Here is a 21,926-nt window from a genome sequence, read left to right as displayed (position 1 = left end):
CTCTGGCCGGATTCCGGAGATTCTTGGCGGCCGCCCTGTGTCACTGCCAAGGGTCACCGGGTGGACCGCGGCCAGGGTCGTGAGGATCGCCGGCTTCGCCGCCCCGGGATTCGCTGCCAGGTTGCCGCGCCGCTTCGCGGGTTCCTGCGGTGGCGGGGCCCTCGCGGACGCAGGGATCGGGAGGCGTGTCGCCGATCCGTCGGGGTGACGGTGATCACGGGGGCCGTGGGCGAGAGCTGCGTAGGCTTGTGGAGTCGTCTGGGCTGCGTTCGGGGCCGAAGCGGCGTGTGCGCCGGCGCCATGGGCCTCGTCACCGTCGTCATTTCCGACACCGAGACCGAAGCCGCCTCCACGTACCGGCGTGCCCTGTGCTTCCCGCGCGGGTCAGGCCGGGTGGAGCGCGGTGTGGAGGGTGTCGACGGCCAGGGCGATGGCGGTCTGGGCCCCGCGGGTGGGGCGTAGAGCATTGAGCATCACGAAGTCGTGGATGACACCCTGGACGCGGACGGCAGTCACGGCTACGCCTGCGGTGCGGAGGCTGGCGGCGTATGCCTCACCCTCGTCGCGCAGGACGTCGGCCTCCGCGGTGATGATCAGGGCCGGAGGCAGGCCGACGAGCTGGTCGGTGGTGGCCCGCAGCGGGGAGGCGGTGATCTGTGCGCGGTCCTCCTCGCCGGGTGCGTACTGGTCCCAGAACCACTGCATGCCGTCGCGGCGCAGGAAGTAGCCGGTGGCGAATCGGTGGTAGGAGTCGGTGTCGAAGCTCGCGTCGGTGACCGGATAGAACAGGACCTGCTGGAGCAGAGCCACGTCGCCGCGTTCCTTGGCCATCAGGGTCAGCGCCGCGCTCATGTTGCCGCCGGCGGAGTCGCCGGCCACGGCCAGTCGCGTGCCGTCCAGGTCCTTTTCGGCCCCCTGGGCGGCGATCCACCGGGCGACGGCGTAGTTCTGCTCGATGGCCACCGGATAGCGGACCTCGGGCGACAGACCGTACTCGGGGAAGACCACCGCGGCGTGGGCGCCGACGGCCAGTTCGCGGACCAGGCGGTCGTGGGTGTGGGCGTTGCCGAAGACCCATCCAGCACCGTGGATGTAGAGGATCACCGGCAGCGGGCCGGTGGATCCGGTCGGCCGCACGATCCTCGCCCGGACGCTGCCGGTGGGACCGCCCGTGACGGTGATCCACTCCTCGTCGATCACCGGCAGTTCGACCTCACCCGACTGGACCTCGTCCATGACCTTGCGGCCCTCGACCGGATCCAGGTCGAACAGGTACGGCGGGTTCGTCGTCGCCTCGGCGAACGCCAGGGCCTCGGGTTCGAGTACGGGCTCGACCGGAGTCGTCGCATCGGACATCTGCAGCACCTTGTGGTACGGGAACGGTTTCCTGATCACCACGCTATGGGCTGCCGCCAGTGGTCACTTTTCCGTCGGTGCACCGTCGGTGTCGCCGCAGTGTGCTCCGGTTCGACCCTGGAGTCGCCATTCACGGGGCGTCGTACCGTAGGCCGCTCGAAAGATCCGGCTGAAATGGCTGGGACTCACAAAACCCCAGCGCTGGGCGATTACCGCCACCCCCACCTCCCTGGCCATGGGGCGGAGGAGTTCCCGGCGGCACCGTTCAAGTCGCTGTGTCCGGATCCAGCCGCCCACGGTCGTGCCTTCGAGCTGGAAAAGCTTGTGCAGGTAGCGGACCGACATGAAGTGCGCTTCGGCGATCCTGGACGGTGACAGGTCTGGATCACCGAGGTTGCGCATGATGTGGTCCTTCACGCGCTCAAGAGAGGCGGCGGCATGCGGGGCCCCGGAAGTGGAGCGTCCGCGGCGCTCGTCGATGAGGAGCGCCATCAGATCGAGCGCGGTGGCGGCGACCCGGTGGCCGGCGGCGTCGTCGAAACCCTCGGCTTCGCGCGCCATGCGCGCGAGAAAGGTCGCCACGAGCGCAGCGCTGCCCTCCTCGCTGGTGAAGGTGGTGGCAGTCAACGCCTGCAGATCCTTGTCCCGCACGTGAAGTTCTTCGCGGGGGAAATGGAAGGAGGTGAAAGCGAATTCCCCTTCGAGTTTGATCCTGAACTGGCGGGACGAGTCACTGATGGAGAATTCTCCCGGCCCTATCACGGATTCCCGCCCGTCCTGCTCCTTCGTCACGGTGCCCTGCTGCTGAAGGCTGACGATCAGTGACTTGCGGTCGTCGCGGGAGATGTGGCGCTTGTCGCGCTTCACCACCTGCGGTCCCGCCTGGACACGGGAGATGTGCAGGGTGCCGAGCCGGCTGCTGACGATCGTTCCGGGCGACGGTTCCTTCTCCAGCAGATTCACGTCCATCGGCATGAAGGTGCCGGAAACCGCTTCGTGCCAGCGTTCCGCCCGGTCAGCAGCTGACAGGGGCTCGGTGGAGAGAACAATGGGCACGGATTTCCTCCCTGGACGTCGTGGGCGCTCGGTTGAAGATCCGTACGGGAATCGCCCGCCTGCGCTGCCGGAGTGAATCCCGCCGGCCGGGGGCCGGACCGCAGATCGGATCTGTCTGCGCCCCAGCCTGCCGGGCGACCGGGACAGGCGCATCAGTCAGTCGACTGGTCCGTACGCCATGCCCCGCGGCGGTCGCGCTGAACTCAGGCGAGCAGCCTTCGCGGGGCGCCGCCGCCCTGTCCCCGTGCCACCCGCGTCGGCGGGCTGTCGCGCAGAGAGGGCAGCGTAGAGAGGGCAGCGCAGAGAGGACAGCGAAGAGAGGACAGCGACACGAAGCCCTGCGCCGACCGCTTCACCACCCTGCAGGCCGCCAGGCTCAGTCTCGGACAGAGCATCGAACTGCCCACGCACCCTGCGCCTGTTCGTGGCCAAGGGCACGGTGATCCCGGAGAGCAGCGGCCCGCTTGCCTCCATGACGGGCTCGACAGAAAGGGTCCCCATTCGGCCCCGAACGAGGCAACAGTATGCTTTATTTTCTGGCTGGCAGGGCCTGGGAGCGCATCGCATCTCGGAAGCTGACGAAACAAGGGATCCCCACCATGAACGAGCCGACGGGTCCTTCCTGCGCGCCGTCTCCCCGACTGCTTTCGACCGGGGCCCAGCATGGGCACTAGGCGCAGCACGATGGGCCGGCCGGAGCCCGTCACCGGGCTGGCGGGCCGGGAATCGGAGGTCGGCCGGGTCCTGGACGCGATCGAGCACGGCCGCAGCGCCCCGCGAGCACTGCTCCTCACCGGCGAGGCGGGTAGCGGCAAGACGTCGTTGCTGGAGGTCGCCGCCGAGCACGCGCGGGTGACCGGAGCGTGTGTGCTGAGGTCTCAGGGCTTCGACGGGGAGTCGGAGCAGTCGTTCGCGGCCCTGCACCAGTTGCTGCTTCCGCTCATGCCCGGTGCCGCTGATCTTCCCGGCCATCTGCGGGAGGTTCTGGAGACCTCGTTCGGCCTCGCCCCGATCACCAGACCCGCCGATCCGATGCTGCTGCGCGTCGCCGTCCTCACCCTGCTGGTCGAGGCCTCGCGCCACCGACCTGTCGTGATGCTCGGCGACGACGTCCAGCTCTTCGACCGGGACTCCCTCGACGTCCTGGGGTTCGTGCTGCGCCGTTTCGCGGCCGAGCCGGTGACGGTGCTCCTCGCGGCCAGGGGGCTGACGGCTCCGGACTCTGCTGTCGCGCACCTGCCAGTCCTGTCGCTGGGGCCGCTGACGGTCCAGGCGGCGGCCCGCCTGCTGGACGCGCAACCCGATTCACCTACCGGCAGGGCCCGGAGCGAGGTGCTGGACCAGGCTGACGGCAATCCTCTGGCCATCATCGAACTGTGCCGTTCCATGCGATCGGGCAGCCTGCTTGGTCTGTCCGACGGCGCACTGCCCCGGACCCAGCGGATCCAGGAGATGTTCTCCGCCCAGTTGCGCGCGCTGCCGCCCATCACCCAACGGATGGTGCTCTACGCAGCGGCTGCCTCGGACCAAGAGGACCTGGAAACCCTTATGTCCGCAGCAGGAGCGGGCACGGACCTGTCGGTGTGGGCGTCCGCGGAGGATGCCGGGCTGATCACGATCGCGGGCCGCCAGGTGGGTTTCCGGCACCCGCTCGTGCGCGCGGGCGCCTACCAGGGCGCCCCGGCGCACCTGCGCCAGCGAGCGCACATCGACCTCGCGGCCGTGCACCAGGACGATCCGGCCCGCCAGGCCTGGCACTTGGCCGCGGCCTGCATCGGCCAGGACGAATCCGTGGCGGCGACCCTGGAGGACACCGCCGAACTCGTCGAACAGCGCGGTGGGTTCTACGCGGCCGCACGGGCCCTGGAACGATCCGCCGAGTGCAGTCCCGCTCCGGAGGATCGGGCACGCCGATACGCCAAGGCACTGAGAGCCGCCAACAACGCGGGCGACACGTTCTGGGTGCGCGAGCTTCATTCCAAGGTCACCGCACTGACCGAGGACCGCGACCTGCTCGGCGTCGCGGCGAACGGGGCCGGTCTGGCCCTTTCCATGTCCGGCCATCAGAGGGAAGCGTTCCAGCTCCTGATGGGCGCCCTAGAACCAGACCTGCCGCAGGACGCCAGGACGACGCTGGCGGTGACCGCCGTGATCGGTGCGGTCGCCTTCCAGTCGGGCCTGTCCGAGGTCAGGCGCCCGCTGCTTCCCCTCCTCGAAGCGATCGAGACCAGTGCCGTCAGCACGACCTACTCCGAACTGGTCGCGGACGAGGCCGTCAACGCCTTGCGGGCGGTCATCCTCTGCGAAGCGGATCCGATCAGGAACGCCCCCGCCCTGTTGAGCCGAACCCAGCGGCCGAGCTTGCTGGAACCGCTGACGGGCATAGCGGAAATGATCCGACTGCAGACGCTGGGCGCGGTCGCCTGGATGGCCGACGAGTCCGACCTGTGCGTGGACACCTTCCGGCGGGCGTTCGCCATGCTCCGCTCGTACGGAGCCATCGGAACAGGCGCGATCGCCCTCTCCGCAATGGGCTCGGCCCTGATCGACGTCGGACGGTGGGCAGAGGCCGACGAACTGCTGGACGAGGCGGCGACCCTGGCCGCCGTCCAGAAGATGAAGCACATCGAAGTCGACATCGAAGCCCTGCGCGTGACGCTGCAAGCCCTGCGCGGCCGCTCCGCCGATGCCGGGATCCTGACAGATCCCGCATGGACGGTCGTCAACCTGGAGGAGAACACCGCCACCCACGCACGACTGCTGCGCGCGGCAGGCACCGCCGCGACAGCCGCGGGCGACTACGACGGGGCGCTGCGCCACTTCCGGCAGCTGTTCCACCAGGACGGCACTCCCCTGCACTACTTCCTCTCTCACCGGTCCATCGCAGACCTCGCCGCCGTCGCCCAGCGGACCGGGCACCAGGAGGAGGTCGAGCCTCTCGTCGAGGCGGTACGCAAGGCGCTGGGACCGCATACGACAACGCGAATGACGCTGCTCCTGCACCACGCCACCGCACTGGTCGGCGACCCGACGCAGGCGGAGCACCACTTCCGCCTGGCCCTGGTCAACCCGGCCGGTGACCAGTGGCCCCTCGCCCGTGCGCAGGCCCGGCTTCACTACGCCCAGTGGCTGCGCAGACGGCGACGCCCGCTGGAAGCCCGCCCGATCCTGGCCTCGGCAATGGAGACCTTCTCCCGGCTCGGTGCCACCGCCCTGGCGGACGAGGCGCGGGCCGAGCTTCGGGCCAGCGGCGTCGCCGCGCCGTCCGACCGGCCCGATCCGCTGTCGGAACTGACCGCCCAGCAGCAGCAGATCGTACGGCTGGCGGCGCAGGGCCTGGGCAACAAGGAGATCGGAGAGAAGCTCAAGCTGTCCCCCCGCACGATCGGCTCGCACCTCTACCAGGTGTACCCGAAGCTCGGCGTCAGCAGCCGCCACCAACTCCGCGACGTCTTCGGTGTCCTGTGAACGACGGCAAGCCGACCGGCGGACAAGGTTCCGATCGCTACGAGGAACGAGAGGTGAGGAGTGTGGAGCACAAGCCCGTCACCGGCGAAGGCGGTCCCGATCGCCCCGCCGTGGTCCTCGATCCCGCCGTCCAACGGTTGGTCGACGCCTCGGCGGACCCGCCGTACCTGCATCAGCTCGGCCCGGTCGACGGCCGGGAGGCACTTCTGGAAGCCCAGGGGCACCTCTTCGACGACTTCCCGGTGGACGCCGCGTTCTGGGCGGCGCCTGTCGGCCCCTCCGGACTGGTCGGCTTCTGGACCTTCCGCCCCGCAGCGCGGAGCGGCCCGCTCCCCGTGGTCCTTTACGTCCACGGGGGCAGGTGGATGCTCGGTGACGCGCAGACCCACACCCGGATGATCTGCGAACTCGTGACCGCCAGCGAAGCCGTGTTCGTGGTTCCCGAATACACGCGCACTCCCGAGGCCCGGTACCCGGTAGCGCTCGAAGAGTCGTACGCCGTACTGACCTGGCTGACCGACAACGCCTCGGACTTCGCACTGGACAGTCGGAGGCTGGCGGTGGCCGGCGACTGCGCGGGCGCCACCATGGCCACAGCGCTCACCATCATGGCCAAGCAACGCGGCGGCCCTCGCCTGCGCGCACAACTGCTCTACTACCCGATGACCGCCCCGCACTGCGACACCGCCTCGCGGAAACACTTCGGGTCCGGCTACCTCCTCACCACCAAGGCCCTGGACTGGTACTGGCAGCAGTACACGGACGACGACCGAGAACTCGCCGAAGCCACGGCCTCCCCGCTACGGGCGACGACCGCCGAGCTTGCGGGCCTGCCCCCCGCACTGGTCGTCACAGCCGAGGCCGACGTCGTCCGGGACGAGGGGGAACAGTACGCGCGCCGACTGCAGCAAGCAGGCGTGGCCGTGACCGCCGTCCGCTACCTCGGAACGGTCCACGACTTCGCGTCTCTGAACGCCCTGCGCGACAGCCCGCCCACCAAGGCCGCCATCCGCCAGGGCGGTGTCTTCCTCAAAGAGGCTCTCACTGTTGGGCAGTGAGAGCGGGGAGGCGAACCGTGCTCTCACCGGCCCGACGGCCGATGAGAAGTTCGAGACCGAGTACATGGCAGCCCCGGCGGAAGAGCTGTCTGCCAACAGGCCCCGCGATTGACCCGGTGACGTGCTGCTCCGGGGAGCCGGCGGGCTGATGGTCCAGCGATCGCCGGTCGGCCCGTCACTCGTACCAGCACTTCAGCCGATCCGCCTCCGGCCTGCTCGACGTCGGCGATCGACTCCGGCATCCACGGCTGGGCCGGCGTCACCTCGACCGAGGCCGGCTGGGCGTCCGCCGACAGCCAGTGCTCCGTCTTCCAGGCCCCGCTACGCAGGAGCGGCTTGGGGGAGTGCGGGCAGATCTCCTCCACATCAACCGCACCGGGGCCCGTGGGAGTACCTGCCACACGACTTCCCGCCGTTCAAGCCCGCCTACGACTACCACGCCAAGTGGGAGGGGGACGGAACCACCGAGCAGGTCCACGACCTGTTCCGGGACAAGGATCGCCAGAGAAAGGGGTGGGGATGTACGGCTTCCGGCACTACTTCGCCCCCAACGCCCTCGGGAACGGCATCTCGATCACCGATGTGGCGGAGTGGATGGGGCACAAGTCCATCGAGGAGACGTACCGGACCTACCGGCCCTTGATGCCGGGCAGCATCACCAAGGCCGCCCGGGTCCTGGACGCCGGCCTCTGGGAGGCAGCTTGAGGGCGGGAAGGGCGACGCCTGGCCTTCGAGGTGAGCGAGGAGATCCTCTTGAAGTCGTTGCCCTCAACACGCTGACCTGCGCAGATAGCCACATGAGCAGTGCTGACCTGCGAATTTGCTTATTTCCGGGGATTTCAGGGCGACGCCGTCTTGCGCGGTCGATTCTCCCCAACCGCTCCCCATCGGGCTTGCGTTCTCCCCAGTGGCCGCCCGTGGGGCGAGACGTGCCTGTATTCGAGGGGCTCTATCCGTCACCAAAGAGGACTGTGTGACCGAGACATCCGGAGAGTTCCCCAGAGGCGATGGGCCCCACGGGCCGGCAGAGGGGTCCTCCGCCGGGTCACTGGCCCGGGCGGCCGGGCGGCGGCTCGGTGCCGCCGTCCGGCCTGCGGTCCCCGCGCCTACCTCAGCGGCGTCGCCGCAACCGGTGTGCCAGGCGTCGGCAGCGGTCCCGCCAGGACGACCGGGGCGCACCGCGCATCGAGGCGAGGATCAGTGCCCGCTCCTGGGGTGTGGTGCCGCGCGTCAGCCAGATCAGCGAGGCGTGCCGCACGGCGGTCCGCGCGAGCATGAGCGCGGCGGTCACGGCGCCGGTCGGTCCGTAGAGGTGGGGCAGTGCCTGCAGCAGGTCGAGCATTGTGTCGAGGGCCATGTCCGGCTCCTTGTTGCTACGAGGACTCCCCCCAGCTCGGACCTCGATCGGCCCTGGAGAGAGGCCGGTCGGCGACCGGCCCCGACAGCGGACCTCGGCATCGGATTTCTTCGCCCGCCCGGCGTTGCCGCATCGTGTGAAACACCCTTCGTGACTGCCACGACCTGGCAGGATGTGGGGAATTCTTCAGCGGAGAACGCCGGGGGACGTGGTGAAGAAAACGATGAACGCGCGGCCGCTGCTGCCCGGACAGGGCCAGAGAACCGACTGGGCGTCAGTGGCGGACGTACCCAGCCCGGACACGCGTCCGTACACCGCCTGGCTGTGGCGAGCCCTGGCGCACTGGGCAGCCGAACACGGCGACCCCGACACCGGGTGTCAGCCGCTGAGCAAAGCGGTCGGGGACTGGCTTCGTGTCGCCCCGTCCTCCGTGACGGCGTGGCGCAAGGGCGACTTGTGGAGGCCCGCATGGTTCGGGACCGTGCGCGCCAAGGTCGGCTGCAACCCGGCCACGTGCGCGTCGCCGTACGCGGACGAGGACGAGCTGGCCACGGCGCTCGTGGAGGCGGACCGGGAAGAGCGGGAGCATCGCACGTCCTCTTCGCGGCGTGCTCTCCCGGCCCTGGCAGGCGCCGGCCCGGTGAGGGCCCGGCCCTCCCGAGGCACGGCCGCTTCCCTCCCCCTCGCGGCCCCTCACCACGACGAGTACGAGAGGACGAGAGTCGCCCTCCGCAAGGTGGACCAGGTCGACCGGCGGACGGTCAGCGCCTGGGAAGGGGTGGTGCCCCTGTTGGACGACCCCGACCGGGCTGCTGTCAGCCTGCGCGACGTGTACGTCACACGCAGAGCCCAGAAGGTGCTCACCCGAGGTTTGAGAAACCAGATCGTCAACCGCGGCCCGCAGGGCAACGCCGTGCTTGGCGAGCCGGGTACCGGCAAGAGCTGCGTGCTGTGGGGGGTGCGAAAGGAACTGCGGGCGGCGGGGTGGACGGTCGTGGCCGTCTCCGCGTCCGCCCTGCTCGGCACTCCGGACCATCCGGCGGATCTGCGGCTCCAGGAACTGCTCGCAGCGCTGGAGGCGAAGCTGACCGGCCTCGATGGACGGCTGCCGGGCCGCGGCGGGAAGTCCTCGGCCCGTGACGACAGGCCGCCGGGAGGGCGGGCACGGCAGGGGACCGGCCCCGTCGCCCTGCTCCTGGACACCGCGGATCTGCTGCTCCACGACGCCACGCGAGCGGGCGAGGACCTGCTGGTGAGGCTGGTCCAGGAGGCTCGCGCGCTGGGCGTCGCCGTCGCCGTCGCCTGCAGGTCCGCGGAGGCACGCAGACTGGAGGACCGCGAACGGGCGGGCATCGATGCACTGCTCAGCAAGGAGCACCTGGAGGGCTACGACGACGGCCGCGCCGCGGCGGACGTCACACAGCACGTCGGTGCGCCGTGGGAGCCGGGATCCGAACTCGACCGTGCCGTGGCAGCCCACCTGCGCGTCTTCTGCCGTGACCCCGGGCGGCCGAGCCCCCGCCAGGGAAGCGACCCCGGGGGGACGGGCCCGGCAGAGCCGCTGGCGCAGCGGATGCGGTCGACGCTCGTGTACGCGGCGGCCCGTGGGCTGCCGCTCGGGCAGTTGATCCGCCACCCGCTGTCCCTGCGCATGCTGTTCGACGTCTATGCCCCGGCCGGTCCACGCGACAGGGATCTCGACGTCACCGGCCTCTTCCGCGAGTACTGGGACAAGCGCGTGATCGAGGACGTCCGCCACGCCGTCTTCGGCGACGAAACGGCCGACGAGCAGGCCCGGCGGGACCTGTCCCAGGAAGTACGGGTCCTGGGACTGGCGATGCTGCGCGCGGGCAGGCCGGAACTGTACGGCGCGGACGTGCGGACGGCTCTCGTCGCCCACACGGCGCTCAAACGCCGCCAGGACGTCGACAAGGCCGTGGCAGTGCTGCTGAACCGGGGCGTGCTGCGCAAGATCGAGGGCGGCCGTATCGCTTTCCACCACCAGGCGTTCGCCGAGCACGCGGCCGGTCAGGCCCTGCGCCACGCCAGGCGTGGGCTCGCCGCGACGGCCGTCCGGGTTACCGAGCATCCGGATGACCTCCTCCTCGCCGAAGCCGCCCGGCACGCCTTCCATATCGCGGACCGCGAAGGCGCCACCGGCTGGTACACCGCGCTGGACACACTGATGCGGCACGACCACGCGGCGACCCGCCTCACGGCCCTGCGCATCCACGCCGGTCTGCGCCACCCGCCGGAGGACGCGGTGAGTCTGGCCGTGGAAACCCTGCGCGACGCCGACCCGTGGCAGGCCGCGTCCTACATGACGGTGCTCACCGGCACCAGCAACCCGGCACCGACCGCCTGGCCGCGCACCCTGCGCGCCATTTGGGACCGACAGGACGGCCAGGAACGACGCCGGGTGCTGATCGCCGTCACCCATCTTGCGCACCAGCAGCCCGAACCGGTCGCGAACTTCCTTGCTGGCCTCCGTCTGCTCGACTTCACGGAGCGGGAGAACCTGAACTGTCTGCCCTTCGGCCGAGATCTGACCCTCTTTCTCCTGGGCTTGCACACTGCGTCGCCGGAGAAGTGCGCGACCGGCGTCACCAAGCTGCTGAACGCGGCGGCCACCTTCCGCAACAAGGCCGTCCTGCTGCACGCCCTGGTCGCGCTGGCCCACCTGACCGCCAGGCAGCCCGGCCGGTACGCCGGTCACGCGACGAGCATGCCCCGTCTGCTCGACGGGCTGCGCCAGGCGTGGCAGGCGGATCTCGACAAGATTATCGATGCGGCGGCTCCTGTGTGGGCGACCACACTGCGAGCGGCCACCGCCGCGGAGATCGAGGACGTCGTCCGCACCCTCGCCGAAGAGCTGAAGGCCGGTCCCTCGGCCCCTTCCGGAGCCCTGCGGCTGCGCTCCTTGGCCGAGGTGCTCGCTACCGGGTCCCGCAGACTGGTCCAACGCTGCCTGAACGGCCTCTCCGACGCCGCCACCTCCCCCGAAATCGCGGAGCTCATTGCCAAGTACCTGCTGGCGCCTCTCCTCTCCCAGCAGCCGAGCCTGTCGGGCGTCGCCGCGGCCGGCGACTGGTGTCGGCGTCGGCTGTCTCCGGCAGAGGACATGGACCCCGCACGCGGGGCCACGGGTGTCATCCTCAAGGCCCTCGACGCGAACAAGGCGCCCCTGCCCGCTGTGACGGTGGCCGCCTGCCTGCAGACGCCGCGAGATCCGGACCGCTGCACTGACGACACGCTCCGGCGGTGGCTGAACGACCCATGGCCCGTATCCCTGACGGTGGCCGCCGCGGCCGGAGGCCACCGCGTCGCTGAGCGCGCCCTGGATCTGCACATCAGCATGGACCCGCCCGCGACCGGTACCCACGCCGTACGGCTGCGGGAGGCGATGGGCCGCCGTGCCGCGGACCATCCCGGCCCGCTCCTCGCCCGGCTCCAGGAGGACGCCATCCGCAGCGGTGACCTCAGCGGTCTGAAACGGCTGGCCAACCTGGGCCCCGACATGATGACCGTCCTCCTGGACGATCCGGGCCACCGGGAGTCCCTGCTTGCGATCGCCAAGATTCTCCGGGACTCACCCACTGGCCTCAAGGCCACCGGCGTCAAACTGCAGACGCTGGCGACCACCCAGGGCGGCCTGCTGCCGGTCACCGTCGAGGAGACGGTCGAGCTGTTGACGGCCACCCGAAACGGGGAGGTCCAGAGGGGTGTCCTCAGCAGCGTCGGGGAGCAGTTGCACCGGCACGCCGCGCACTGGCAGAAGCAGGACCCGCTTGGCAAGCTCACCCCGGTGTTGGAGGTCATGCAGGACCGAGGACGGGAGATCCGGGCCACCGCGGGCCCACGGTACGATCACCACGCCCGGCAGTTCATGCTGGCTGCCAACGAGGCGTATCTGCTGCGGATCGCTCTGCACGCCCACTTCGACGATCTCACGGCATGCCCTGTGGAGGAACTTCTGAGCGCCTTGGAGGCACTGGTCTTCGCGGAGCTCCCTCTCTTTCTTCCGCCGAAAGATCAGGAGATCGCCCTGCATGCGTGGCGCCGCCGGTTCGAGCATCTACCGCACCTTTGCCGCCGTCTGGCCGCAGAGGGCCATCACCAGCAGGCCCGGAGGCTGCTGGACCGCGTCATCGACTTCGCCAACCATGTCCATCCCTCTGGCAAGGGCCAGTGGCGCGAGACCCTCGCCAACGACTGGCGCCGCTACCTCCGTGTGGTCAGCCTCGAGGACCGGGAACGACTGACCGGCACCATCCTCGACCTTGCTACCCGCGACATTCCCTTCGCCAAGCAGTTGGTGGAGGTCGCTGGTCAGAGTCTGGGAGACATCGCACCGGAGCTGTACGCGTTGATGCGCGATCCGGACACGCCGCCGGCGCTCATGCCGGCTCTGCGCAGCACGGCGTCCTGGGCTGGACGTGCGGGCCATGGAGCACCATGGACGGAGATCTACGCGGAGGTTGCATGGGAGTGACCTGTCACATCACCCTCGACCCGAGCGCTTGGCCCGTGTGACGACCACCAGTTCGAGGCCGACGGCAGATCGCGCATGGTCTGCGGCCCATCCCCCAGCCGGTGCCGCGCTGAATCCCGGTAACGCTCTGCTCCTTGTACGGACGGAGCGTGACAGGGGTGACGGCCAGTGCAAGTCGGATGCAGGCGTACATCAACAATTGCAAAGTGCGGAAAGTGCCACAGGAACCTCACACCTCGGCGTAGTCTGCGGGAATTACCGCAGGCGGGCCGGGGTGGCCTGCAGTGCGGCGGAGGTGCCATGGGTGGGGACCCGCATGTCTCAGCAACGGTCGGCGATCACGGGCGAACGGGGGTGTCCGATCCGTACGGTGACCAGGCTCTGCTGACTCCCGCCATGACGAAAGGCTATGACGCCGTACCTGGCGGGGAACGGTATCTGTTACTGCGCTATCTCGAAGCGGTGGTCGCCGCTCGCCGGGCACCGGTACACACCGCCGTCGCCTTCAATGCCGTGTACTTCGGGTACGACCTTGGAGGCGACGGATACGGGGGCAGTCCGCTGCGCCTCGACGACTTCCCTGTGATCACCCTCGGGAGGCGCACCCCTGCCCTCCCGGTCGGTGCCATGGTGTGCGTGGCCACGGGATCGGACCCGCTCTACGCGGAGATCGTCCACCGCGAGGGCGCGCATCCGGAAGTGGGGCCGCTCGGGGACGTGCCGGCCTGGGTGTCCGGGGCGCCTGCCGGCGCCGCGGGCCCGGGCAGGCCGGCGACCGGCGCGGCTCTCCGCCGAAGGGAGCTCCTGGTCCCGGATCTCCATGCTTTCGGCCCGGCCCTGAGCCTTTCACCGGCCCAGCTCCACCGCTTACGCACGCGTCGGCGCTGGATCAACGAGGATGGGCATGTCGTCGTCGACGTCTCCTACCCGTCCCCGGAAACGGCCCGGTGTGACGACCTGACGGCCTACGCGGACCATCTCCTGACCACGGCGCGGGAGCAGCTGCTCAGCCCCTTCGTTCCCTTGTCTCTCGCCGAACTCGTGGGCGGCACGAGCGATGACGAACTGCGGGCTGGCCTAATCGGTCTGCTCGACACGGTGCGGGGCGTCCTCGGCTCCAGCGCCTCGCTGCGCACATGGGACCACTACGCCGTGACCCGGGCTTCTCTCGCGGAGTGCTGGGGCAATACCGGACCGCTGGGCGGCGACGACCTCAGGTCCCTCGCGGCCACGGTGGAACACGCGGCCATCCCGGCGAGGCGGCGCCATGGCCTCACCGCCCCCGTCACGGTGTACACGGCGGTAGGGCCGCGGCTTCGCCAGTTTCCCGGTGCGACGGAACTTCTCAGGGGAGTGGGGTACGCCGCGGCGGTCTGCCGGGCGAACCTGACACTCGCCGACGTCGTCCGAAGGGATAGTGACCAGGGCCTGTTCGAGAACGGCTCCCGGATCACGCTCGACGACACCTTCGAGAGCGGAGGCGTCTGGCGGTCTCATCATCCGGGTGGTGCCGAAGCGCCCGGAGACCCCCTGGCCCCGGCAGGGCGTGGCTGGGCATCGACGCTCCCCGCGCTGCGGGAGCCGGAAGCAGGTGCGGATCCGGAAGCGGAGATCGATCCGGTCGATCTACCCCTCGCCGACGATGCCTTCCTCGGCCTCGGCGAACTCCTGCGGAACGACGCGAAGGAGATCGCCTGGCGGTCGCCCCTGCGGCTTGCCCATCTCATCGACGGCTGGCTCCCCCTGCATTTGTACGTCGCACACGAACTCCGCCGGTCCCACGGCCCACGCCTCGCCTTACACCTCGAACTTGACCATGTCGGCCAGACACTGGCCGAACGCGAGGCAGCTCAGGACATCACCGCAGAACTCGGTGCCGAATCGGGTCGTTTGACGGGAATCCACTGGCCCCGCGACTTCTTTCCCGGCCTGATGCTCGAGCTGCGCTGGCTCTGCGGCGAAACGGTGATTCGCGTGGCCACGGCCCCGCTCACGGATCCGGTGCATGTCGACGACCGCGTGATCGGCCACTGCTACGACTCCCGCGTACTCACCCGAGAGGACGCTCCGGGCAGCGATCGCCATGGCGACAGCGCGGTCGGTCTCGGCCCCCGGCAGCTGGTGATGCGCACCGTGCGCCGCTGCGGGCTGCTCACCCTGGACGGCCATGCCCTACTGGACCGTTCGGTCCTGCCGAGCGCGGTCTACGGGCGCCGGCCGGCACGGTCCCAAGCCGCCGCCCTGGAGTCGGCGGTCGCGGAACTGCTCGCGGAACGACTTCTGGAGCCGGCCCTCGGCAGCCGGGACGCCTGGGGCCAACCCCACTACCCGGTGCGCGACGGGCAGCCGACCATCCCGCTCATCGGCTACCGCCCTGTACGGCGACGGGTGATACGCCCATGGGGCGGCACGGAACCGGACGGCTCGGGGCTGCTCACCCCCCAGTTCGTCGCCGGTCACCTGAGGCGCCTTCGACCGGGCTGCTCGCCCAGCGAGGCGCAGCGAGCGGCCTTCCGCGAACACTGCCGCAGGCTCGGCAAGGCGGACGGCTGGGAACTGCCCCACGGCTACACATTCGTCACCGAGCACACACGCGGCCGCTGACCCGCGAATCCACGTTCCCCACCCCCTTTTCCCGCCGTCTTGTTCCTCTTTTCCGGCTCCTCGGCGTCGAGCGAGCCGATCCCGCAGAACCAGCCGCAGAAACGGAGTAGGCGTACATGCACGACCGCTACCACGTCATCACGGGGCCGCCGCTGTCCCCGCCGACCGTCTCGGCCGAGGACCTCGGAGGTCTAGCCGCCGCGCTCAACGCCTTGGAACATCCGGTCGGCGCCACCCTGAACGAGCTCACGGTCGGCATGGTGGAACTCGCCTTCAACTCCCTGCCGCCCAGAGACCGGCAGAAGTTGCTCGGCGGCCTGGGCATTCGCATGGCGGCCCCTCGACGGGCGGGCAGGGCCCTGTGCCAGGACGTTCTCTCCCGGCTGCGGCGCGACGCCCGGCAGCACACCTGCACCTGCGGTATCAGAGACCTCACGCCCACCGTGCTTGATCAGATTGTCGCGGTCGCCTTCGCCCAGGACGACAAGACCGTCTCCGCCCCCGTTTCCCGATGGGACGCGACGCTGCTCCGGGCCACGGTGTTCGCCTGGTGCAACGCCTCCGTCGCCGACGCCTACGTTCTCGCCTGGGCGGCCGACCAGGACTGGTTCACGGAGACGGCCGACGAGGAGGAGTCCGTACGCCTGGCCGTCGTGGCCGACGAAGCCCGGGCCGTCGTGGCGGCGTACCCGGACTTCGACGGCATACAGGAAGGCTTCGAACGGCTGCCATCGGGCGACGGGAAGGGCGAGGCGGCAGCCGTCGCTGACAGGCCGGGCGGGAAAGCCGCCGGTTCCGAGGGCGCCGTGCCGGACTCCGGCACCCCGCACGACGTGCTCGTGACCGCATCCGAAGACGCTCGCGTCGAGCAGGGGACGGATCCGGAGGAGGCCTGCCGACAGCTGGAGTCGGCCCTCGCGGGGGCTCGGCGAGCCGCAGAGAACGTGACCGGTGCGGTGGCGGACGGTCGCCCTCCGCATGACGAGGACCTGGCTGCGCTGGGCGTGCTGGGTGCCGTCTTCGACAGCGCCGACGAGGTGTTCCGCGCGGCGGGGATGAACGGGACGCCCCGCCGCCTGGAGGACATGACGCAGGCCGCACGCGAGTATCGGGCGGCATGCGATCGTGACCGCCAGGCACGGGAGACGCTGCGGGAACTGCTGGATGTCGCAGGCCGGCCGGACAGCCCCGCCGCCTTTGCGGCCGAGGCCGTGCGAGGAGCGACCCGTCGTCTGCTGGACGCAGCGGTGTGGGAGCAGACGCAACGGCAGGAAAGCGCCGCGCTCGCCGACCTGGCACGGCTGATCCGGGAGGGACGACAGGCCTACGCGGCGACGGAGATCCTGGCCCTGCAGGATCAGATGGTGCGGGTGCTGCCCGCGTGTGCCATGGCGGTGGTCATGGCTCCTGAACTGGCGCTGGCGCGGCCGGAGGAGACTTCCGCAGAATCGGCTGGGGCTGGGGCTGGGGCTGGGGCTGGGGCCGATGCGGTGGCGGTGGCGGAGGCCACCGAAGGTGACGTCGGAGGAGCCGACGAGCACGCCGCCGACGACATGGCCGCCGAGCACGGCAAGCCGGTCGTCGAGCAGACGGACGAGAGCGTGACGGAGGGGCTCGGCGGCCGTGCCACCGGGGGACCCCAGCCTCACGCCGTACCCGAACCGGAAGCCCCCGCCCCGACGCCGACGGCCGGTCCGCTCGACACCGACGACGTGCCGGCCGTGACACCCATCGACGAGCCGACGGCACCTGCCACGGGCCCGGAAGCGGACTTCCCGGCCGCGCCTGCCCCGGCGCCCGCTTCCACCACGTCGCGCGACGAGGAGCCGGCCCTGAAGGCTCTCGCCCCCGCCACCACCGAGGAGAACCCCGACGAGGCCGCGACGGAGCGGGCCCTGACGAGGCTGGTAGTGGAGCGGCGCTTCGGACTCGCCCACCACGTGGCGAGCGCCGCCGGTCACCCCGAGCCGCAGGTGGCGGCGCTCCGCCTGGCCGGTGCCGCCGGGCTGCTGACGTCCGGTGACAGCCAAGGTGCCCGGCTGACCGCCGATCTGCTCCAGCGGTACGGGGGATACGCCGGCCGAGACGCGGAAGGCAGCGAGCTCCTTCTGCTGCCCGCCCTGCTGCGTACGGCGCTGATCACCGGGGACCATCTGGCGGGTGCCCAGCTGAAGGCACTGGCGCCCCGGCTGCCGGAACGGCTGGCGGAGGCGGCGACCGCGGTCGCCGACCGTGCCCTCAGCGGCGCCCTGATGATGGCCTCGCCGCTGGTGGTCAGCGCCGACGTCTCCGGGGCGGAGGCACGGCTGCGGGAGTTGCTGGAGCAGTGCCGTGTTCTGCTCGTGCCGCCGAGGCTTCGGTTCGCGCGGGCGACGGAGATCGCCAAGCGCTGGCTGTCCGACGACGGGCTGCTCGGATCGCTGCTCATGACCGTGGCCGGCGACCACCGTGACGGGGTGGCCCAGGTGCGCGAGCAGGCCGAGCGCCTGTCGAAGCTGCCCGAGATCAGTAACGAGATCGACCGTATGGACCGCAAGCACCGCTCGCCCAGCGGCAAGCCGCTCCAGGGCTCCGGGCGGCAGGACCTGGTGCATCTCGTGGAACGAGCCGTCGGCCTGGCCAAGGAATGGTGTCTGGCGGTCGACACCATCCGCCGAGGTGACCGCTCCGACGGCAACCGGGCGGTCAAGGAGATCTCCTCCCTGCGCCGGTCCCTACTGGACGGCCGGGAGGCGGCACTGGGCGAACTGGAGCAGCTGGCGCGGGGCTCGGCCGCCGTCAAGGCCGCGACCGCCTGGGCTGCACGTGCCTCGATGGAGGAGCTGTTCGCCCTGCTGGCCGGTGACACCGCGACCACGCGTCCCGGCGGCCCGGTGGACCCCGAACTCGTGCTGGACGCGGAACTGCTGAAGGTGTGCGACCGCCGTGACGAGCAGCCGTCGCTCGACGAGCTGCTCACCGCGGTCGACCGGAGCTGGCAGGACGCCCTCGACGAGCGGCTCGCCCACGACGCCTTCACCGCGGCTCGTACTCTCGTCGAGCTGGCGGGACGAGGGCTGCTGCCCGGTGCAGGGGCCGGGGAGTTCGCCCCGCCCGCGGTGGCCGAGATCGAGGCCCGGGCGGCCGCCCGGCGCGCAGAGCTGCGCGGGAAGCACGACGACCTCGTCGCCGAGCTGCACCGCGCGCAGGCCGACGGTGCCGTGACCGACGACCAGGACCTGCGTCTCCAGGAACTCCTCGCCGACGCCAGGGGCCGGCTTGACGGCACCGACACGTACGACCTGGTGGACGTACGACGCGCGCTCGACACCGTACGCGGCGACCTGCCCGCCTTCCGGCAGCAGGCGGCCGACCGGATCCGGGCCCGGCTCGACGCCCTGGACCCCACCGAGGAACTGCGCGCACAGGTCCTGCGGCACCTGGACACCGGTGGCCTGGCCACGGCCGCCGACCTCGTCTACTTCCTGGAGATCGGCGAGGACGTCCCGGAGATCGACGGTGGCGAGTCCCACCTGACCGAGTTCTTCCCGGCCGTGCCCGATGGGCTGCCCAAGGGCGTCGACCGCGCCCTCGTCGACCTCGTCCGGTCTGGTGGAACGCACTCGCACATCCCCATCCTGGACTACAGCGCGCTCTCGACCGACGAGGCGGCCCTGGCGGCGGACGCCCTCGACGAGTGGCGGGAGTTGGGTGTCACCGAGCCGAAGGACCGGCTCGAAGTGTCCGCCCGGAGGCAGCTGCTCCCGGCCCTCAAGCTCCTTGGCTACGACGCCAAGAGCGCCAAGCCACTGGACGAGAAGTCCCACCGGCGACGCGAGTACCGCCTCTTCGAAGCGACCGAGGTGGAGATCAACGGTAGGGCGAAGGCGCCCGCGTTCGGCTCGCAGATCCGGGAACAGGGCGGCAGCCTCCGTGTGCTGATGGTCTGGGGCCGTCCGCCTGCCGAGGTCGTCATGAGCCTGGCGGAGAGCGACACCAGCGGAGCGAGCCTCCTCGTCGCCTACTTCGGCACGCTGAGCCGTGGGGCCCGCGTCGAACTCGCCGTCGGCTCCGGCCGGCTGCAGCCGATGCTGGTCGTGGACGACGCGGCCCTGGCCTACCTCGCGGCCCGGGGCAACCGCCAGGTCAGCACGGCCACGCAGACACTGTTGCCGTTCTCCGGCGTCAACCCGTACATCCGGGAGAAGCGCGGTCGGATCGGCGGCGAGATGTTCTACGGCCGTGACGCCGAGCGGAAGAGCGTTCTGGACCGGCACGGCACGCAGGTTATCTTCGGCGGCCGGGGACTCGGCAAGTCCGCCCTGCTCAGTGACGCCGGGGAGCGGTTCGAGGGACAGCGCCCCGGATACCAGCTGGCGGTGTACGTGAACCTCGACCAGGAGAACATCGGCAAGGGCAGCTCGCTGGGGCCGGAGGCGCTGTGGAGCGTCCTCGACCGAGAGCTCAGGGCCGCCGAGGTGCTGAGCGGACAGCCGAGCCGCAAGTCGGGGAAGGACATCTCCGAACGGGTGCGCGCCGGTATCCGTGCTTGGCTCGACGGGGACTCCCGTCGGCGGCTGCTGATCCTGCTCGACGAGTGCGACCAGTTCTTCGAGGCCGATGCCCCCCGCTTCGACCAGACCAAGAAGCTCAAGGGCCTCGGGTCCGACACCAAGGACCGTGCCAAGGTGGTCTTCGCCGGCCTGCACTCCGTGCAGCGCTTCACCAAGCTTGCCAGCAACGGGCCGTTCAGCCATCTCGCGCAGACCCCGAAGGTGATCGGCCCTCTCGCTCCCCAGTCTGCCGCCGAACTGTTGGTCGACCCCATGCGGGCGCTCGGCTTCGAGTTCCAGGACATGGATCTCGTCAATCGGGTGCTCGGTTACTGCTCCTACCAGCCTTTCCTGCTGCAGATGTTCGGTCACCGGCTGGTCGAGGTGATGCACCGCAAGCGGGCACGGCGCGGAGCCGAGGGACCCCCGTACGCGGTGGAGATCGCCGACATCGAGGTCGTGGAGTCGGACACCGGTCTCAGGGACGGCATCTCGGCAGCCTTCAAGGACACCCTGAGTCTCGACCACCGCTACGACGTGATCGCCAATGTCCTGGCCTACCACGCCCGCCATCGTGGCCTTGAGGTACGGCTGAGTGATGCCGAACTGCGCGAGGAGTGCGAGACGTTTTGGCGCAAGGGCTTCGAACAGCTCGACACGGAGGGATTCCGCGCCTATCTCTCCGAGATGGTGGGCCTCGGTGTCCTCGCACCCAATCACGACGGTCAGGGCTGGCACCTGAGGGGCCCGAACGCCCTGCGCATGATCGGCACCTCCCACGAGGTGGACGCCCGTCTACTCAGGGCCGAACAGGACTGCGAACTCCAGGAGAGCATCGTTCAGGAGGGCCGTCCCGAGCTGCCCGACGGCCGACCGGCGCCGCTTACCATCACCCAGCTCGACGACCTCCTCGGCGAGCGGTCCAACCAGACGAGGGTCGTCCTCGGCACCACCGCGACCGGTGTCGGTGACGTCGGCGACACCCTTCGTACGATCGCCGGACGCATCGCCGACTGGACACTGCCACCCGTCGGCAAGCCCAGTGTCTACAAGCAGGAGCTTGCGGGCGGCCGCCCCCGGGAACGGCGGGTCGTCATCAGCGACTTCGCCCGCTATCCGGACGCCCGGCCCGAGGCGCCCCGGCAGGCCGTCGACCTGGCAGAGACACTGCTGCCCGCCACGCCGGGGGTGACCCGTGCCGTGGTCGTCGTCACCGATCCCACCCAGCTGGGTCTGTGGCGCCCCCTGCTGACGGGTACCGAACCCACCTCGGCCGCTCCCGTGGTGCTGCGTCGGCACGACCGCCGCAGCCTGCGCGGCTGGGCCCAGCGGGTCGAGAAGTTCCACACGGAGGACCGACTGGACCGACTCCACGAGCTCACCGGAGGCTGGCCGATCCTGGTTGACCGGGCCCACCGTCTCCACGGCGAACTGGGCGACCCGGACGCGGTGCTGGACCGCCTGGCCGGCCTGTGTGAGGACCGGGCCGACGCCCGCGCCTTCGTCCAGGCGACCGGCGTGTACGCGGAACCGTTGCTCGTGACCGGCTACCGGTCTCTCGCCGAGGAGTTCAAAGAGGGCCTGTTTGACCTGGAAAGTGCGGTGACTGCCGTGGCGGTTCGGATCGAGGACGAAGACGAGGCCCGCTGGATCGTCACCTGCCTTGACGCCCTTCAGGTGTTCGACCATCAGAGGAACCAGTTGCGCCTGGAACCGCTGCTCCGGAGGTGCGTGATGCTCCAGGGCTGACGCCGAGGGGACCCCCTCCTGGAGGGGGTCCCCTCGGGCTGGGCCGCCGCCGGGGGCGCGGGGCGGTACCTGAACAAATTTCGGTCCCAATCCGTGGCCTAAAGGGTGTTGCAGAAGGTCCGCTTCGGGCAGGCCTGAATGGCGTTTGACCTGCTGATGCACCGGGTCATGGCGAGGTTGTGCAGGGCGGCGACGGCCTGGACGGCATGGTGAAGTCCGTCGCCTCGCTGCCGGCAGTCGTGCAGGATCTTCCA

At 70.2% G+C, this 21,926-nt stretch carries 9 protein-coding genes and 1 pseudogene; 6 read left to right on the top strand and 4 right to left on the bottom strand.

The features are described from left to right. Positions 1–384: 384 nt before the first annotated feature. Together ACIGW4_RS25930 and ACIGW4_RS25925 are read right to left on the bottom strand one after the other, a co-directional pair. Positions 385–1,356: an alpha/beta hydrolase gene (locus ACIGW4_RS25930; RefSeq protein WP_399583068.1), complete on the bottom strand. Its 972-nt coding sequence runs from the start codon at positions 1,354–1,356 to the stop codon at positions 385–387. Positions 1,357–1,419: 63 nt separating this feature from the next. Next, on the bottom strand, positions 1,420–2,412 hold the full coding sequence (locus tag ACIGW4_RS25925) for a helix-turn-helix domain-containing protein (protein WP_398708997.1): 993 nt from the start codon (positions 2,410–2,412) through the stop codon (positions 1,420–1,422). A 684-nt stretch (positions 2,413–3,096) separates the two neighbouring features. Here ACIGW4_RS25925 and ACIGW4_RS25920 point away from each other — a divergent pair. The 3 genes from ACIGW4_RS25920 (at position 3,097) to ACIGW4_RS25910 (ending at position 7,643) form a co-directional block, all read left to right on the top strand. Beyond that, a complete protein-coding gene (locus tag ACIGW4_RS25920) occupies positions 3,097–5,880 on the top strand; it encodes an AAA family ATPase (protein WP_399583066.1) in 2,784 nt (927 codons plus the stop codon). A 62-nt stretch (positions 5,881–5,942) separates the two neighbouring features. After that, complete coding sequence (locus ACIGW4_RS25915; RefSeq protein ID WP_399583064.1) at positions 5,943–6,938, top strand: alpha/beta hydrolase; 996 nt, start codon at positions 5,943–5,945, stop codon at positions 6,936–6,938. Positions 6,939–7,457: 519 nt separating this feature from the next. Next, the gene (locus ACIGW4_RS25910) at positions 7,458–7,643 is read left to right on the top strand and encodes a hypothetical protein (protein WP_399583062.1); all 186 of its coding nucleotides are present in this window, start codon (positions 7,458–7,460) and stop codon (positions 7,641–7,643) included. A 406-nt stretch (positions 7,644–8,049) separates the two neighbouring features. On the opposite strand, the gene ACIGW4_RS25905 is transcribed toward ACIGW4_RS25910, so the two are convergent. Further along, a complete protein-coding gene (locus tag ACIGW4_RS25905) occupies positions 8,050–8,295 on the bottom strand; it encodes a hypothetical protein (RefSeq protein WP_398708989.1) in 246 nt (81 codons plus the stop codon). A 736-nt stretch (positions 8,296–9,031) separates the two neighbouring features. Between ACIGW4_RS25905 and ACIGW4_RS25900 the strand changes: the two genes are divergently transcribed. The 3 genes from ACIGW4_RS25900 (at position 9,032) to ACIGW4_RS25890 (ending at position 21,672) form a co-directional block, all read left to right on the top strand. Continuing rightward, positions 9,032–12,787, top strand: coding sequence for a hypothetical protein (locus tag ACIGW4_RS25900; RefSeq protein ID WP_399583060.1), 3,756 nt, complete (start codon positions 9,032–9,034; stop codon positions 12,785–12,787). 396 nt (positions 12,788–13,183) lie between these two features. After that, a complete protein-coding gene (locus tag ACIGW4_RS25895; protein ID WP_399583058.1) occupies positions 13,184–15,391 on the top strand; it encodes a hypothetical protein in 2,208 nt (735 codons plus the stop codon). A 116-nt stretch (positions 15,392–15,507) separates the two neighbouring features. Further along, entirely contained in the window at positions 15,508–21,672 is a 6,165-nt protein-coding gene (locus ACIGW4_RS25890; protein ID WP_399583056.1) for a hypothetical protein, read from the top strand. Positions 21,673–21,836: 164 nt separating this feature from the next. Here the strand turns inward: ACIGW4_RS25890 and ACIGW4_RS25885 are convergent. Continuing rightward, positions 21,837–21,926: pseudogene (locus ACIGW4_RS25885) on the bottom strand (IS5/IS1182 family transposase); the annotation flags it as partial.

This window comes from Streptomyces sp. NPDC053513 (assembly GCF_044544765.1).
Taxonomy (GTDB): Bacteria; Actinomycetota; Actinomycetes; order Streptomycetales; family Streptomycetaceae; genus Streptomyces; species Streptomyces litmocidini.
Note: the sequence above shows the minus strand (reverse complement) of the source record. Positions and strands in the feature narration are given on the sequence as shown.